This window comes from Janthinobacterium salmonicoloratum (assembly GCF_051380845.1).
Classification (GTDB): domain Bacteria; phylum Pseudomonadota; class Gammaproteobacteria; order Burkholderiales; family Burkholderiaceae_D; genus Janthinobacterium; species Janthinobacterium lividum_F.
Window position 1 is genome coordinate 1861362 of sequence record NZ_JBNYXV010000001.1, and the last position, 16995, is coordinate 1878356.

At 62.7% G+C, this 16995-nt stretch carries 13 protein-coding genes; 6 read left to right on the top strand and 7 right to left on the bottom strand.

What is annotated here, in order from left to right; genetic code table 11:
* Window positions 1-70 precede the first annotated feature (70 nt).
* Both ACQ4WY_RS08640 and ACQ4WY_RS08645 read right to left on the bottom strand, forming a co-directional pair.
* Window positions 71-1069: a fumarylacetoacetate hydrolase family protein gene (locus ACQ4WY_RS08640; protein WP_436503637.1), complete on the bottom strand. Its 999-nt coding sequence runs from the start codon at window positions 1067-1069 to the stop codon at window positions 71-73.
* A gap of 88 nt (window positions 1070-1157) precedes the next feature.
* Complete coding sequence (locus ACQ4WY_RS08645) at window positions 1158-1868, bottom strand: pseudouridine synthase (protein ID WP_436503638.1); 711 nt, start codon at window positions 1866-1868, stop codon at window positions 1158-1160.
* A gap of 258 nt (window positions 1869-2126) precedes the next feature.
* On the opposite strand from ACQ4WY_RS08645, the gene ACQ4WY_RS08650 reads away from it, so the two are divergent.
* Window positions 2127-2492: a hypothetical protein gene (locus tag ACQ4WY_RS08650; protein WP_436503639.1), complete on the top strand. Its 366-nt coding sequence runs from the start codon at window positions 2127-2129 to the stop codon at window positions 2490-2492.
* Window positions 2493-2876: 384 nt separating this feature from the next.
* On the opposite strand, the gene ACQ4WY_RS08655 is transcribed toward ACQ4WY_RS08650, so the two are convergent.
* The 4 genes from ACQ4WY_RS08655 to ACQ4WY_RS08670 all read right to left on the bottom strand — a co-directional run bounded on the left by ACQ4WY_RS08655 (window position 2877) and on the right by ACQ4WY_RS08670 (window position 6035).
* On the bottom strand, window positions 2877-3878 hold the full coding sequence (locus ACQ4WY_RS08655) for a S49 family peptidase (RefSeq protein ID WP_436503640.1): 1002 nt from the start codon (window positions 3876-3878) through the stop codon (window positions 2877-2879).
* Window positions 3879-3917: 39 nt separating this feature from the next.
* On the bottom strand, window positions 3918-4295 hold the full coding sequence (locus tag ACQ4WY_RS08660) for a Rieske (2Fe-2S) protein (RefSeq protein ID WP_353660349.1): 378 nt from the start codon (window positions 4293-4295) through the stop codon (window positions 3918-3920).
* Window positions 4292-4951: an HAD-IA family hydrolase gene (locus ACQ4WY_RS08665; RefSeq protein ID WP_436503641.1), complete on the bottom strand. Its 660-nt coding sequence runs from the start codon at window positions 4949-4951 to the stop codon at window positions 4292-4294. The genes ACQ4WY_RS08660 and ACQ4WY_RS08665 overlap by 4 nt, the downstream gene beginning before the upstream one ends.
* Window positions 4952-5039: 88 nt before the next feature.
* The gene (locus tag ACQ4WY_RS08670) at window positions 5040-6035 is read right to left on the bottom strand and encodes an RluA family pseudouridine synthase (RefSeq protein WP_436503642.1); all 996 of its coding nucleotides are present in this window, start codon (window positions 6033-6035) and stop codon (window positions 5040-5042) included.
* A 696-nt stretch (window positions 6036-6731) separates the two neighbouring features.
* Between ACQ4WY_RS08670 and ACQ4WY_RS08675 the strand changes: the two genes are divergently transcribed.
* The 5 genes from ACQ4WY_RS08675 to ACQ4WY_RS08695 all read left to right on the top strand — a co-directional run bounded on the left by ACQ4WY_RS08675 (window position 6732) and on the right by ACQ4WY_RS08695 (window position 15595).
* Window positions 6732-9872: an Rne/Rng family ribonuclease gene (locus tag ACQ4WY_RS08675; protein ID WP_436503643.1), complete on the top strand. Its 3141-nt coding sequence runs from the start codon at window positions 6732-6734 to the stop codon at window positions 9870-9872.
* An 88-nt stretch (window positions 9873-9960) separates the two neighbouring features.
* Window positions 9961-11301 carry a chromate efflux transporter gene (gene chrA, locus ACQ4WY_RS08680; protein WP_436503644.1) on the top strand — a complete coding sequence of 447 codons (1341 nt, stop codon included), beginning with the start codon at window positions 9961-9963 and terminating at the stop codon, window positions 11299-11301.
* 28 nt (window positions 11302-11329) lie between these two features.
* Window positions 11330-12451 (top strand): GTP 3',8-cyclase MoaA, encoded by a 1122-nt coding sequence (gene moaA / locus ACQ4WY_RS08685; protein WP_436503645.1) that lies wholly within the window; start codon window positions 11330-11332, stop codon window positions 12449-12451.
* A 62-nt stretch (window positions 12452-12513) separates the two neighbouring features.
* A complete protein-coding gene (gene moeA, locus ACQ4WY_RS08690) occupies window positions 12514-14361 on the top strand; it encodes a molybdopterin molybdotransferase MoeA (protein ID WP_436503646.1) in 1848 nt (615 codons plus the stop codon).
* Between the two features lie 430 nt (window positions 14362-14791).
* The gene (locus ACQ4WY_RS08695) at window positions 14792-15595 is read left to right on the top strand and encodes an MHFG family PEP-CTERM protein (RefSeq protein WP_436504418.1); all 804 of its coding nucleotides are present in this window, start codon (window positions 14792-14794) and stop codon (window positions 15593-15595) included.
* 12 nt (window positions 15596-15607) lie between these two features.
* Here the strand turns inward: ACQ4WY_RS08695 and ACQ4WY_RS08700 are convergent, their stop codons facing one another.
* Window positions 15608-16993, bottom strand: a complete 1386-nt coding sequence (locus ACQ4WY_RS08700; protein ID WP_436503647.1) for a DNA recombination protein RmuC — start codon at window positions 16991-16993, stop codon at window positions 15608-15610.
* Window positions 16994-16995: the final 2 nt, after the last annotated feature.

A 16995-nucleotide genomic window follows, 5' to 3' on the forward strand; every position in this document is an offset into this window, starting at 1 on the left:
TCAATTAGCGCAACACCATCAAGGGAAAAGGAGGGCGAATCCCCTGCTTTTCCTTTGCTCCCCAGTAACCTTAGCGGGACTTGCGCGCTTCAGCCTGTTTCACCGTCTGTTCTATCGCGCCAAACAGCGACTTGCCATCGTCACCCAGCATTTCCAGACGAACAACATCGCCAAACAGCAAATAAGGCGTACTGGCGACGCCATCGGCGATCATCTCCTGGTTACGTCGCTCAACGATACTAGAAAAACCCTTTTTGACTTCCTTGTTGGCGACCCCGCCCGCGCTGACCACGCTGCCGGCGCGCGCGTTGCGCGTCTGGCACAGATGGGCCAGCAATTGCGGATAATTAAACGCCATGTCGGCGCCCGCGTGGGGCTGGCCCGTCAACTTGCCGTTCAGGCTGCAGCGCAGGGCGTAATGCACCTTGCCGCCACGCCAGGCGTCGCCCAGCTCATCGGGCGTGATGACCACGGGTGAGCAGGCCATGGCCGGCTTCGCTTGCAGGAAACCGTAGCCGCCCGCTTGTTCGTCGGGCGCCAGGTTGCGCAGGGTAATGTCGTTGACCAGCATCAACAGCTTGATGTTCAGGTGCGCCTGGTCCGGCGTCGAGCCCATGGCCACGTCGTCCGTGATGGCGGCGATGCCGGCTTCGTAATCGATGCCCCACTGCTCGTGCGCCAAGGTGATGTCATCGTGGGCGCCGAGGAAATCGTCGCTGGCGCCCTGGTACATCCGCGGAGAGTCGCGCAGATTGGCGGGCGCCTCGGTTCCCGCTGCCTTGCAAGCCCGCTCGATCTGCTGCAGGTAGGATGCGCCGGCCACGCGCAGGCTGCTGCGCGGCAAGGGCGCCATGCAGTTGGCGGGGTCGAACTCGAAGGCGCGATGGCCGCGGCCGCTATTGATGGTCTGGTACAGCAAATCCAGCTGGGGCGCGATGAAACTCCAGTCGTCGAGCGCCTTTTGCAAAGTCGAGGCAATACCATCGGCCAGATGGGCCGTTTTCAAGTCGCGCGAGACGACAGCCAGCTGGCCGTCGCGCGTGCCATCTTTCAGGGTAGCTAATTTCATGTGGAGGAAACTTCGTCAGATGCAGGCAATTAGGGACTAAAGACGCCAAAAAGCCGGGACATTCCCGGCTTTGGCAATCAGGAGGGATTTACGCCAGCAGCGCGATCTGCTCTGGCGTGAGGTAGCACCACTCGCCTTCGTCGATGCCCAGCGACTCCAGGGTCAGGCTGCCGATGGCGGAACGGTGCAGCGCGCTGCAATGGTTGCCGGCGGCGGCCAGCATGCGCTTGACCTGGTGGTACTTGCCTTGCTCGAGCACGATTTCCAGCTGGAATTCTCCGCGCTTGACGCAGACCAGGGCTGCCAGCGGGGCGGGCTCATCGTGCAATTGTACGCCAGCCAGTAGCTGCGCCACCAGTTCATCGGTCACGGGCTCTTGCGTGGTGGCCTGGTAAATCTTTGGAACATGACGCTTCGGCGACGATTGTGCATGGATAAATGGGCCATCGTCGGACATCAGCAGCATGCCGGTCGTGTCGTGGTCGAGCCGGCCGACGGGCTGGACTTCGCGCCAGGTGAACTGTTCCGGCAGCAGGGTCAGCACGCCAGGGTGATGGCTGGGCTTGCGCGAGCATTCGAAGTTGGCGGGCTTGTTCAGCGCCAGGTACAGGTGCGCGCGGTACACCCACTCTTCGTCAAAAACGTGCAGCACCAGGCCTTCGGTTTCGACGGTGGTGCGGTAATTGGTCTGGGTGACGCCATCGATGACGACATCGCCATCTTCGATGAGGGAACGACAATATTTACGGGTGCCAAAACCCTGCGATTGCAGGATGCGGTCTAGGGATAATTTACTCATGGGCGTGACTTTACCAGAAGCGGCTGGCAGCGTGAAGCGGCGCCGCGCGCCGCCTGCGCCAGGCCACGGACCGCGCACCAGCCTTGCGCACGCACAGATACGCCGAAGTACAAGGTGAGATTTCGATATAAATGGCCAATTCCTTTGAGATATGTCAAGCGCTCGGAATATCGCATTGATAGACTGAAATTTCGTTAGGAATCCGCCTAATGTACTTTAGGAATTGTGGCAGTCGCCACGCCATCATAAGGACATCGTATGAAGCATACCGACACCATCGCCTTAGAAGGCAGCATCACCGACATGCGCCAGCGCATCGCCGCAGAACAGGCGGCCATGCACAAGGTCAGACTCGGTGTGGCGCGCTGGCGCAATGCCCCTGCACCGCAGGACGCAGTTGCGTCGCCATTGCCAGCCAGCCAAACGCACTGGCATGCCGAGACGCAATGCCATTTCATGTGCTGGCTGGAACTGGGTGGCTTTGCGCACGCGGATGCGGCAAGCGAAAACGTGGCCGCGCCCGTGACAACGAACTTACAATACGGTACCAGCACAGCAACGGCGCCGGCCCGGCAGGCAAGCGCTACCCCCCTGCCCGCGCACTGCAACGGCTGCGCCGCCTGAGCGCGCCGCCATCGGACCAGCCATGCCCCGCCCTCGCATGCCTATCTTGCCAGCCCGCCCAGACAACGCAGCAAGCACCCGTGACGCCAGCACATCCATGACGGACGACGCACAAAAGGAAACGGCGGCATTGCGCCGCCGTTCCCAAGCCCCATCGGGACTTTAGTGAGGAATGTAAATTCACTCAAAACCACATCTGCGATGCGGCGAGTAGTTCCAAGACCTGCCAATCAAGTTAGTACTGACAACATAATTGATATATCGCCCCTCCTTGAAAAGAACTACGCTTTCACTATAGCCCAAGCAGCCCCATTTTCAAGCCAAAATACCACCTTATTGAAAATCATTCTCGACTGGCTTGCCTGCCAGCCAAGAGTGATGTCCTCAGCGCAACGCCGGTTGTGACTGCTGCACGGCCGCCTTCATCGCCCCCGCGCCCATGGCTGCGCCAAACTTCTTCAGCACCCGTTCCGGCAAGCCTTCATGCTGCGTGTAGTCGACGATGTCTTCCGCCTTGACGACGTCGCGCGCCACGCTGTCGACCGTGCCAAAATCGTCGGCCAGACCCATTTCCACGGCTTTCGCACCCGTCCAGTACAGGCCGGAGAAGGTATCGGCCGTTTCCTTCAGGCGCTTGCCCCGTCCCGTGCGCACGACGTCGATGAATTGCTGGTGGATTTCATTGAGCATGCCTTGCGCATATGCCTTGTGTTTTTCCGTCAGGGGGCTGAACGGGTCCATGAAGCCCTTGTTCTCGCCCGCCGTCAGCAAACGGCGCTCGACGCCAACCTTTTCCATCACGCCCGTGAAGCCGAAGCCATCCATCAGCACGCCGATCGAGCCGACCACGCTAGCCTTGTTGACGTAGATGCGGTCGGCAGCGGCGGCGATGTAATAGCCGCCCGAAGCGCACATTTCATCGACCACCACATATAAAGGCTTGTCCGGATAGCCCTTGCGCAGGCGCTGCATCTCGTCAACGATCATGCCGGCCTGCACGGGACTGCCGCCCGGACTATTAATGTGCAGCACTACGGCCACCGAACCGCTGTCGGAAAACGCCTTGTCCAGCGCGGGGATGACGACGGCGGCCGAGCCGCTGCCTTCGGACTCGATGGCGCCGCTGATATCGATCAGGGCCGTGTGGCGGCCCAGGGTCTCGCTGTCGTCGGCCGTGTTGTAGTCATAAAACACCCACAGGGCGAACAACACGATCAGCAGGCCAAAGATCTTGAAAAAGATGCTCCAGCGACGGTGCGCGCGTTGCTCTTGTAAAGTGGCAAATACCAGCTTTTCCAGCACGTCGCGCTCCCAGTTCCCCGCAGGGGCGCCGTGGCCGGCCGCTGGCGCACTGCTGTCCAGCTTGTCATTCGTGTTATCGCTCATGGTTCACTTTGCTTAAATTACAGAAGGCCTGCCCCGGCTTCAGGCCGGCAGCGGCTGGACGTACTCATCGGGTTGCCAGTACAGATGACCATCGCGCTCGGCCACGGCAATCGGGCGCAAACGCCCGCCCTTGCAGGGACCGCCAGCGCACAAGCCGCTTTCCGGCACATAGATGGCGCCATGCGTCGAACACATCAGGTACAAGCCGCTGGACTCGAAAAACTCGCCCTCCGCCCAGTCCAGTTCGATGGGCACGTGGGCGCAGCGGTTCAGGTAACCGTAGGCCTTGCCGCCATGGCGCACGACGAAGCCGGTGGTCGCTTCGCCACCGGCCGAGACGGGAAAGCGCACACCCTTGCCGCCATCGGCCACCGCGTCGGCGGCGCAAATAAAAACGTCGACGAGCTCGCCCATCATGCGTGCTCGCTCAGCCATTGATGCAGATCGGCTACCGTGGCGGCCGAATACAGGGGATTGCAAGCCTGCAACTGTTCCACCGGATGCGCACCATACTCTACGGCAATACTGGCCGCGCCTGCATTTCTTGCCATCAACAAATCATGACTGGTATCGCCGATCATCACGGTACGGCGCATATCCTGCCCCAGTTCGCGCGTCAGCTCCTGCAGCATGGCCGGATGGGGTTTGGAAAACGTTTCATCGGCGCAACGTGTCGCATCGAACAACGACAGCAGCTTGACGGCATTCAGCGAGCGGTTCAGGCCGACGCGGCTCTTGCCTGTGGCGACGGCCAGAAAGTACGCTTGCTGCGACAATTCCAGCAGCATTTCGTGTACGCCGGGAAACAGCGCCAGCTCATGATCGCGCGACAGATAGTGATAACGGTAGCGTTCCGCCATGCGCGCATGGTATTTCGGTTCCACATCGGGCATCACCAGTTGCATGGCTTCCTGCAAGCCCAGGCCAATCACATGCGAGGCCAGCAACTCGGTGGGAACAGGCAAGCCCAGGTCTTTGGCCGAGGCCTGGATGCACTTGACGATGGTCGAGGTACTGTCTATCAAGGTACCGTCCCAATCGAAGACGATCAGATCAAATTGCTTTCTTGCCATGTTTCCCGACGGCATAGCCGCCGGCTCCTTGAGAATGAATGATGGCGACTGACTACCTTATGGGTAGTGTCGCGCGCACGGTAGATATTTATCGTGCGGCAACGGCCAAGGGTTTGCCCAAGCTTACCAAGAAACGCTCGCATTCGGCAGCCAGCGGCGCGTTCAGGGTCATGCTCTTGCCCGTCTCCGGATGCGTAAACGTGATCTGGTGCGCGTGCAGGAACATGCGTTTCAGGGCGCCGCGCGTGCTGTCGGCTTTCAACAGGGCACGGTTGAGGGCAAAGTCGCCATATTTATCGTCGCCGGCGATGGGGAAACCGGACGAGGACAGGTGCACGCGGATCTGGTGCGTGCGTCCCGTCTTCAATTCCGCTTCCAGCAAGGCGAAGTTGTGATATTTATGCAACAGTGAAAACACCGTGTGCGACGCCAGGCCATCGGCCTGCACGGCCACCCTGCGCTCGCCTTCGGCCGTCGTATATTTATGCAGCGGCAACTTGATATGCTGGCGCGCATTCTTCCAGTCGCCGGCCACCAGCACCAGATAGCGCTTGTCGGTGACGCCGTCGCGCATCTGTTCGTGCAAATTCGTCAACGCCGTACGTTTTTTTGCCAGCAACAGCAAGCCGGACGTGTCGCGGTCCAGGCGGTGCACCAGTTCCAGGAACTTGGCGTCGGGGCGCGAGGCGCGCAATTGCTCGATCACGCCGAACGAGACGCCCGAGCCGCCATGCACGGCTACGCCGGCCGGCTTGTCGATGACGAGCAGCTGCGCATCTTCGAAGATGATCTTGAATTCGGCGGCCGGCGCGCCCGTGGGCGCCTTTTCGGCCACGCGCACGGGTGGAATGCGCACCACGTCGCCGGCGGCGAGACGGTACAGCTGATCGATACGGCCTTTATTAACCCGCACTTCTCCCGATCGCAAGATCCGGTAGATGTGGCTTTTAGGCACTCCCTTGCACACTCTTAATAAGTAGTTGTCGATGCGCTGGCCTGCTTCTTCCTCGGCGATCGTTACGAATTGGGCTTGCGGCTGAACCGGGGGTGTTGAAGGGGGAACAACATCATTTTGACTCTTCATTTACTATGTCTTCCCAGAAATCTCTCTAAGTCCTTCATTTTGAATATATAATTGTTTTTGCTGCGGCCCTGGCTGCTGCGAGTGTAAGAATAAAAGCACATTTTACACAGGGGCGTCTCCACCGGCCTCGCCAAATTGCAAATTCGGTGGAAAAAATGTATATGCACCATCCCTGCGCGAATCAAGGTTGCACCGTAGTTGTAATCGGATAAGGCGTGGAGATGCTGAAGTGAGTGTGGGATTATAAGGATAAGTACCCGTTAGCGCGACTTATCGAGTCGGGCTCGCGGGTTGATGAAGTTGATAACGCTTGCCGTTTTCGCCAAACCCCGTATGCGGCCACAATACTGAGGGTTGTCGATGAATAGGCTGAGGCCAAGCCTCGCCATCGCGATCCCTGTAATGAGCCGGCTGACGATTTGGCTCTGAATTTGCTGACCACTTGCATTCTCTGCCCCCGATGTAGTTCATTCTCGTTCGGGCTGTTTCAGATGAGTTGCAGGTGTCCCGTGCACTCGGCATGACGATCGACCTCACCGCGCCTGTTGCGGCCGTAACGTATACCTCGTACGCGTTGTTGCTCCGCACGCCTGGGCATTTCCCCCGCCAGCACTCCCGTTCTCGCATATATCCCTGTACTTTGCCGCTTCTCCGGAAGCGGCTTTGAGATGGCCTACGGGTCGCGGAGTTATAAAAATGAAACGCATGTTGTTTAATGCCACGCAGCAAGAAGAACTGCGCGTAGCGATTGTCGACGGACAAAAACTGATCGACATCGATATCGAGACAGCCGGGCGCGAACAGCGCAAATCCAACATCTACAAGGGCGTGATCACGCGCATCGAGCCATCGCTCGAAGCGTGCTTCGTCAGCTATGGCGAAGACCGCCACGGCTTCCTGCCTTTCAAGGAAGTTGCCCGCACGTACTTCCGTGAAGGCGTGGACGTGCGTAACGCCTCCGTCAAGGAAGCGCTGCGCGAAGGCCAGGAAATCATGGTCCAGGTGGAAAAGGAAGAGCGCGGCAACAAGGGCGCGGCCCTGACCTCCTTCGTGTCGCTGGCCGGCCGTTATCTGGTATTGATGCCGAACAACCCGCGTGGCGGTGGCGTATCGCGCCGCGTGGAAGGTGAAGAGCGCCAGGAATTGCGCGAAACCATGGATAAACTGGACTTGCCTGCTGGCATGTCCGTCATTGCCCGCACCGCCGGCATCGGCCGCAACGTCGATGAACTGCAGTGGGACTTGAATTACCTGATGCAACTGTGGCGCGCCATCGAAGGCGCCGGCAAGTCGGCCAACGGCGCTTTCCTGATCTACCAGGAATCGTCCTTGGTCATCCGCGCCATCCGCGACTACTTCCAGCCCGACATCGGCGAGATCCTGATCGATACCGACGAGATCTACGACCAGGCACACCAGTTCATGAGCCACGTGATGCCCGACATGGTGCACCGCGTAAAACGCTACAGCGACGACGTGCCGCTGTTCTCGCGCTTCCAGATCGAACACCAGATTGAAACGGCGTACAGCCGCACCGTGCCGCTGCCATCGGGCGGCGCCATCGTGATCGACCATACCGAAGCGCTGGTTTCCGTCGACGTCAACTCGGCCCGCGCCACGCGCGGCTCGGACATCGAAACGACCGCCTTCAACACCAACTGCGAAGCGGCCGAAGAAGTGGCCCGCCAGCTGCGTCTGCGCGATCTGGGCGGCTTGATCGTTATCGACTTCATCGACATGGAAGTGGCAAAAAATCAACGCGAAGTGGAACAGCGCCTGAAAGATGCGCTGCACCATGACCGTGCCCGTGTACAAATGGGCAAGATTTCCCGCTTCGGCCTGATGGAACTGTCGCGCCAACGCCTGCGCCCTTCGCTGTCAGAAGGCTCGCACGTGACGTGCCCGCGCTGCTCCGGCACCGGCCACATCCGCGATACCGAATCGTCCGCCCTGCAGGTGCTGCGCATCATCCAGGAAGAGGCGATGAAGGAAAACTCGGCCACCATCCACGTGCAAGTGCCCGTCGACGTGGGCGCCTTCCTGCTGAACGAAAAGCGCGGCGAAGTACTGAAGATCGAGAACCGCCACCGCATCGCCGTGATCCTGATCCCGAACAAGCATCTGGAAACGCCGCACTACAAACTGGAACGCATCAAGCACGACGATCCGCGTCTGGAAGACAGCCAGGCCAGCTACAACCTGGCGGAAAGCGCTGAAACCGACATGGCTTACAGCAAGCGCCAGAAGGAAGAAGCCAAGCCGCGCCAGGAAGCCGTCGTCAAGACGATCACCCCTGACCAGCCGGCACCGCTGGTCGAGCGCAAGCCTGTCGAAGCGAAACCGGCTCCAGTGGCCGCGCCTGCCGCACCACAGGGCCTGATCGCCAAGATCATCAGCTTCTTCACCGGCGCCCCGGCACCGGTGGCGCCAGCGCCCGCCCCTGTCGCACCAGCCAAGCCGGCCGGTACCGACCGTGGCGACCGCAACAGCCGTGGCCCGCGTGGCCGTGGCCGCAACGGCAAGCCTGGCCGCGAAGAACGCGAACCAGGCCAGGGCCGTCCAGCCCAGGACGATGCAGCGAAAGAAGCGGAAGCACTGGAAAAAGCAGCACGTCCGCCACGCCCACCGCGTCCGCCACGCGAACCGCGTGAAGCGCGCGAAGCCGGCGATGCAACGACGGCGCCACGCGAACGCGGCGAACGTCCGGAACGTGCGGAACGTCCCGAGCGCGCAGAACGCCCGGAACGCGCCGAGCGTCCGCCACGCCAGCCACGCGAAGGCCGCGAACCACGCGCCGACAAGGCTGTTGTTGCTGAAGTGAAAGCTGAAGAGCTGGCCCTGGTTGGCGCGACCGCCAGCGCCATCAACGTGGTCGTGCCCTCGGCAGGCCCTGAATCCGACGCCGCACCGGCGAACCTGCTGAAAGCACCGGCAAATGCCGGTCCTGAAGGCGAAGAGACGGAAAACGACGTGGAAGGCGAAGAACCGCGCCGCCGTCGTCGTCGTGGTGGCCGCAACCGCAACCGCCGCGACCGCGAAACGGGCGAGCTGATCGAATCGGCAAACGGCGAGAACGAAGGCCAGGACGCGCCAGTGATCAGCTTTACGGTCGCTCCGGCGCCGGAATCTGACGCTGCTGTTGTTGCCGATACCGCGCCAGTCGCCGTCGTGGCTGCTGCCGCCGTCGCTGCCGCGCCAGTGGAAGCTGCAGTCGTGGAAGTGGTCGAAGTGGTGGAAGTGGCCAAGGTCGTGGACATCGCCAAGGTCGAAGAAGCCGCTCCTGTCGCAGAAGCTGCACCAGTTGCTGAAGTGATCGTGCCGGCAGCCCCTGTCGAAGCGCCAGCAGCGCAAGCTGAACCAGCCGCTGCCGAACCAGCACCAGCTGCCGAGTACAGCTTTGCAGAGAAAGCGGAAGCTGCACCAGCGCCTGCGCCAGCGGAAGTCATCGTCGAAGCGGCGCCAGTCGTGGAAACCGTTGCTGTCGTGGAAACCGTCGCCGTGGCTGAAGTAGCTCCAGTCGTCGAAGCTGCGCCTGCCGTGGTCGAAGCCGCCCCGGTGGTTGCCGAAGCTGCTCCTGCTCCTGCTCCTGCACCAGCGCCAGCACCTGTCGTTGCTCCTGCTCCCGCACCTGCCGCAGCAGTGGCCGCGCCACTGGACTTGAGCGCAGTGCTCGGTTCGGCCGGCCTGACCCTGGCTGCCACCGATCCGGAAAAACTGCGCCTGGCGCAGGAAGCCGCTGCCAAGGCAGTTGCTCCGGTACGCAAGCCGCGCGAACGCAAGCCATTGCCGCCGCAATCGGATGAGCCGTTGATCCAGGTCAACACGCAACGTCCATAAGCGTGCCGGGTTCGCCCAGCCGCCAATGATGAAAGGGGAAGCTCAGGCTTCCCCTTTTTTTCGTCCCCACTTTTGCCAGCCAGCCGCCATGCACGAGAACGCCAACCTTCCCCGCCCCGCCCCCGTCAGCCTGCGCAGCGCCTTCTGGTACTGGCTCAAGCTGGGCTGCATCAGCTTTGGCGGCCCGGCCGGGCAAATCGCCATGATGCATGCGGAACTGGTGGAAAAGCGGCGCTGGATTTCCGAGCAGCGTTTCTTGCACGCCTTGAACTACTGCATGCTGCTGCCGGGGCCGGAAGCGACCCAGCTGGCCATCTATATCGGCTGGCTGATGCACCGCACGCGCGGCGCCCTGGTGGCGGGCCTGCTGTTCCTGCTGCCCTCGCTGCTGGTGCTGATCATCCTGTCCTGGCTCTACATGGCGTATGGCCACGTGGGCGCCATCGCCGCCATCCTGTACGGCATCAAGCCGGCCGTCGTCGCCATTGTGCTGGCGGCCGCCTGGCGCCTGGGCCGGCGCACCTTGCGCAGTCCCGCCCTGATCGCCATCGCGGCGGGTGCATTTGGCGCCATCGCCGCCCTACAGCTGCCATTTCCGCTGATCGTGCTCGCCGCCGCCCTGCTGGGCATGGCGGGCGGCCGCTGGTTGCCGGCCCACTTTCATGCCGGCGCCACCTCGCATGGTGGCGCAGCCCACTACGGCGCCGCCCTGATCGATGACGACACGCCCACGCCAGACCACGCGCACTTCCACTGGCCACGCCTGCTGGCCACCTGCGCGCTGGGCCTGGCCCTGGCCTTCCTCGCCTGGCTGGGCCTGGCACTGGCGGGCGGGGCGGACCGGCCGCTGGCGCAGATGGGCGTGTTTTTCAGCAAGGCGGCCCTGCTGACTTTTGGCGGCGCGTATGCCGTGTTGCCCTATCTGGTGCAGGGCGCCGCCGACCACTACCACTGGATCACCAGCGCGCAAATGATGGATGGCCTGGCGCTGGGCGAAACGACGCCCGGCCCCCTGATCATGATCGTCGCCTTCATCGGTTTTGTGGGCGGCTGGAGCCATGCTGTGGCAGGTGAACATCTGTGGCTGGCGGGCGTGTGCGGCGCGCTCGTCGCCAGCTGGTTCACCTTCCTGCCGTCCTTCATCTTCATCCTGGCCGGCGCGCCGCTGGTGGAAGCGTCGCGCGGCAATTTGTGCCTGAGCGCGCCGTTGACGGCCATCTCGGCGGCCGTGGTGGGCGTCATCGCCAGCCTGGCCATGTTCTTTGGCCGCCATGTATTCTGGCAAGAAAACCCGCTGCCGCACTGGGACTGGCTGGCCATCGCCATCGCGCTGGCGGCCGGCGTGGCGCTGATCAGGTTTCAAGTGGGCACCATCAAATTGCTGCTCGCCTGTGCCATCTTCGGCCTCGTGCTATCGTATCTGCCTTGACCGATTTTACGTAAGTGGCATCACCTTCATGGCTGACAAGATTATCTACCTCGCCGAGGCCCGCAACGGGGCTTTGGTGATCCCCGCTCGGCTGGAAAGTCCCAGCGGCAACGTGGCCGACAGCCTGGGCCGGCCCCTGCACGACCTGCGCATCTCGATTACCGACCGCTGCAATTTCCGTTGCGTGTATTGCATGCCGAAGGACGTGTTCGACAAGAACCACGTGTATCTGCCGCACACGGATTTGCTATCCTTTGAAGAAATCACGCGCATCGCGCGCCTGTTCGTGGCGCACGGCGTGGAAAAGATCCGCCTGACGGGCGGCGAACCGCTGCTGCGCAAGAATATCGAAAAGCTCATCGCCATGCTGGCCGAACTGCGCACGCCCTCGGGTCAACCGCTGGACCTGACCCTGACGACCAACGGCTCCTTGCTGGCAAAAAAAGCGCAAACCTTGAAGGATGCGGGCCTGAATCGGGTCACCGTCTCGCTCGACTCGCTTGACGACGCCACCTTCAAGCGCATGAACGATGTCGACTTTGCCGTGGCTGACGTGCTGCACGGCATCGATGCGGCGCACCAGGCAGGACTCGGCCCCATCAAGATCAACATGGTCGTCAAGGCCGGCATGAACGAGCAGGAAATCGTGCCCATGGCGCGCCACTTCAAGGGCACGCCCTACATCCTGCGCTTCATCGAATACATGGACGTGGGCGCGTCGAACGGCTGGAACTTGCAGGAAGTCATCCCTTCGGCCGAAGTCGTGCGCCGTATCGGCGCGCATATGCCCTTGCTGCCCATCGACCCCAATTACACGGGCGAGACGGCGGCGCGCTGGCGCTATGCGGATGGCGGCGGTGAAATCGGCCTCATTTCCAGCGTCACGCAAGCGTTCTGCGCCGACTGCAGCCGCGCCCGCCTCTCGACCGAGGGCAAGCTGTACACCTGTCTGTTCGCCAGCAGCGGCCACGATTTGCGCAGTCTGGTGCGCGGCGGCCACAGCGATGCCGAAATTTCCTCGGCCGTGGCGCAATTGTGGCGCAGCCGCGGCGATCGCTATTCGCAATTGCGCACCAGCCAGACGGATTTGACGGGCGGCGCGCTTGAGCACGGTAAAAAGAAAGTGGAAATGTCCTACATCGGCGGCTGAATCGGGCGCAGCGTACGCCCGCCGCTGCTACCATGGCGCATGCATCCACATTTTCGCTTCTCATGATCAACAAACACGACATTACCGGCCTGATCCTGGCCGGCGGCCTCGGCACGCGCATGGGCCAACGCGACAAGGGCATGCTGCCCCTGCATGGCCAGCCCCTGGCGCGCCACGTGCTGCAGCGTCTGGCGCCGCAAGTAGGCCAGCTGGCCCTCAGTGTCCACGCGGATGCCGGCGACTACGCCCGCTTCGGCCTGCCCGTGTGGCCGGACGCGCTGCCGGGTCAGCTGGGCCCGCTGGCCGGCTTGCATAGCGGCATGCAGCACGCCACCACGCCGTACCTGCTCAGCGTGCCGTGCGATTCCCCACTGCTGCCGCCCGACCTGGCCACGCGCCTGGGGGCCGGTTTGACGCAGGACAATGCCGACCTGGCCATCGCCGTCACCGAGGAAATCGATGCGGCGACGGGATCGGCCGTACGCCGCCTTCATCCCGTCTTCTGTCTCGTCAAGACTGCCGCCCTGCCCCAGCTCGATGCGTATCTGCGCAGCGGAGAACGCCGCATGCGCACCTGGCACGGCCCCTTGAAACTGGCCGAAGTGCTCTTCGACGATAATGCCGCATTCGGCAACATCAATACCCCGGACGAGCTGGCCGCACTGCAGGCGCAGGGATTGAGCGTACCGATGGCGCAAGCCATCCTGGCCGACACCGTCGCGCCCGTGGCCGAGAGCGAGGAACTGCCGCTGCCGCAAGCGTTCGAGCGCATCCTGGCGGCCGACATCATTTCGCCCATCAGCGTGCCCGCGCACGACAATTCCGCCATGGATGGCTATGCGCTGCACGGGGCCGACCTCGGTGGCGACACGCCCGTGACCCTGGCCGTGGTCGACACCATCCTGGCCGGACGTCCCGGCACGGTCAAAGTTGGGCGTGGCGAATGCGCGCGCATCATGACGGGCGCCGTCATGCCGGACGGCTGCGACAGCGTGGTGCCGCAGGAAATGGTGCAACAGGCCAGCGCAACCAGTATTACGCTGGCGCCGGACTGCATCCGCGCCGGCGACAACCGCCGTTTCAAGGGCGAAGACTTGATGCAGGGCCAGCCGGCCTTGCTGCAGGGCAAGCGCCTGGGCCCGGCCGAACTGGGCTTGCTGGCCTCGCTGGGCATCGCCACGGTGCCCGTGCGGCGCCGCCTGCGCGTGGCCTTCTTTTCCACGGGCGACGAATTGCGCTCGATCGGCGAGCCACTAGCCGCGGGCTGCATCTACGACAGCAACCGCTACACCCTGCTGGGCATGCTGAGCCGCCTGGGCTGCGAGGTGCTCGACATGGGCATCGTCAAGGATGCGCCGCAAGCGCTGGAAGCGGCCCTGCGCGGCGCCTGCGCATCAGCTGACGTCATCATCACCTCGGGCGGCGTGTCCAGCGGCGCGGCCGATTTTACGCGCGACATCCTGGTGCGCCTCGGCGAAGTGGCCTTCTGGCAAATCAACATGCGCCCGGGCCGCCCCATGGCCTTCGGCCGGATTTCCAGCGAGGGCGACACGGCCTTGCTGCTGGGCTTGCCCGGCAATCCGGTGGCCGTGATGGCGGCGTTTTATTTCCTCGCCCGCCCGACCCTGTTGCGCCTGATGGGCGCCGATGCGGACACTGCCGCCCTGCCACTGCTGCAGGTGGCGGCGCAAGCGCCTATCCGCAAGAAACGGGGCCGCACGGAATACCAGCGCGGCATCGTCGAGCGCGGTGCGGACGGACGCCAGCACGTGCGCGTCACGGGTGCGCAAGGCTCGGGCATCCTGCGCTCGATGACGCAAGCCAATTGCATGATCGTGCTGCACGAAGCACAAGGCCATGTGGCGGCCGGCGACCTGGTCGATATCGTGCTATTCCATGGTTTGACCTGATGCGCCACCGCTGGCCAGGCTGACGCGCTGGCTGGGCCGCATTCAACGCTGCGCCACTGCCTCCCCTCCTCTGCACAAACGGCCCGCCTTGCGCGGGCCGTTCGCATTGCCCCTTCACAATCAAATTCCCTGCGCGGCAACTGCTCGCCTATCGAGATAAAAATATTAATTATTTCTTTAAATATCGTATAAATAATTACAACATAAATTGTAAGAATTTTATTTATTAGTTGATACTACAGTTTCTTCGGTGATAACATTCAATCCCATATAAAAATTCAATTTTTATATTGTTTTCACGAGGAAACTAATAATGAGACACCATTCATGGATTGCGGGCGCCGGCATGCTGGGTGCTGTTTGCCTGCTTGGCATGCTGTCCCTGGCGCCGCTGCCCGCCTATGCCAAAGCCCTCCCACGGGCCGACGTGATGGAAAATTGCAGCTGGAATCGTCCGGGCGCCGACCCGTTCATGGGCGATGTCGTGGCCGCCGTGGACAGGTATCCGGACATCGCGCCGCAGGTGCGCGAACAATTGAAGGCGCGCATGCGCGCGCGCCAGTACGATGAAATCGTGGTAATCAGCCGCGATGCCATCCGCGGCAAGGGTAATTACCAGGCGCGCATCAGTGACATGCATTTCGGCCCAGGCCGCGTGTGCCGCAATGTGACCCGCGCAGGCTGGAGCGAGCAGATGCAGGAACGGGGACTCGTCTATTGCGTGCAGGGACAATGCATCCTCGTGCCGACGATCTGCCGCAATGTCAGCCGCATTACACAGGCGCCAGGGGCAGCGGCAGCGCCGCCTGCAGCCGCTGCCGCACCCGTTGGCGCCGCACCCGTTGCCGCCGCGCCCGCCGCCCCGGAAGCAGCAGGCGTACCCGTGGTCGATCATCCCGACGCCTTGCGCGGCGGTTCCTTCACGGGCGGCGTCGTGCCGCCGGTCGTGGCCAGCACTCCCTTCCTGCCCTTCGATTATGTGCATACCGTCGGCAACACTCCGCCGCCGGCCGGCATGGGCGGCGGTGCAGGCGGAGGCGGAAATGGCTTGCCGCCAGGCTCGACGGGCAGCAGCATCATCGTGCCGCCCACCGTGACCCTGCCGACGCTGCCGCCCACCGACCTGTCCGTCCTGCCGGCCGTGCCGGAACCGCAAACCTGGGCCATGCTGCTGGCCGGACTGGCGCTATGTGCCTGCGCCGCGCTGCGCCGCCGGCCAGCGGCGGCGGCCTAAACGCCGACGGCGCTATTCGCCGTCCGCCTCGGCGGACAGCCCCGTGTCTGCCTTACCCAGCAGCAAGGCGGCCGCCTCGCCCGGCAAGGCTTCCACGGATTTCAACTTGCGCGCCATCTGCCGGCTGCGCACTTCCGCGCTTTCGATATTCTTCGCCGCCTTTTCCAGGGTCAGCCTGGTTTGCGACAGCACGTCGCCGAACTTGCCAAATTCCGTCTTGACGGCGCCCAGCACTTGCCACACTTCCGACGAGCGCTTTTCCAGCGCCAGCGTGCGGAAACCCATCTGCAGGCTGTTGAGCAAGGCCGTCAGGGTGGAAGGCCCGGCGATGCTGACCCGGTGCATGCGCTGCAATTCGTCGGCCAGTCCCGGACGGCGCAGCACTTCCGCATATAAACCTTCCGTGGGCAGGAACAAAATGGCGAAATCCGTCGTCTGCGGCGGCGCCAGGTATTTTTCGGCGATGGTTTTCGCTTCGCCCCGCACGGCCCGCTCCAGCTCGCGGCCGGCCACGGCCACGCCATCCGCATCGGCCCGCTCGGCCGCGTCGACCAGGCGCTCGTACTGTTCCTTGGGAAATTTCGCATCGATGGGCATCCACACGGGCGGACCGCCATCAACCATGCCCGGCAACTTCAGGGCGAATTCCACGCGCGCGCCGCTGCCCGGCAGCGTTTCCACGTTTTTTGCGTACTGGTCGACAGTGAGTACCTGCTCCAGCAGCATTTCCAGCTGCACTTCGCCCCAGGTGCCACGCGTCTTCACATTCGTCAGCACCCGCTTCAAGTCGCCCACGCCCAGCGCCAGCTGCTGCATTTCACCGAGACCCTGGTGAACTTTTTCCAGCCGCTCCGACACTTGCTGGAACGAGGCGGAAAGGCGCGTTTCCAGCGTCGCATGCAGTTTCTCGTCGACCGTCTTGCGCATCTCTTCCAGGCGCGCGCCATTGTCGGCCTGCAAATCGCGGATCTTGTTTTCCAGGGTGGCGCGCACTTCCAGCATGCGCTGCGCATTCGATTCCGTCAGCTGCGCCAGGGTTTGGTTCGTGCTGTCGGCAAAGCGCGCCAGGCTTTGCGCCTGTTCCTCGCGCCCGACTTTCCCCTGCGCCTGCATCTGCGTGCGCAGGCTGTCGAGCTGTTGCAAGGTCGCCGCCTGGAATTGCGCCAGGCTGGTGGCCAGGTCCTGGCGCGCCGCTTGCGCCGACGCCTGCAGCTGCAGCCGCACTTCGCGCTCGACCCGGTCGATGCGTTCCAGGCTTTGCTGCTGGTGCTGCTGCACTAGCGCCAGGGTGGTGGCGCCATCGCCAGCGCCGCCGCGCGGGCGCAGCAAGATCAATAGCAACAAGACGATGGCGACGATGGCGGCGCCCAGCAGGCTGTAAAACTCGATTGGGCTCATGG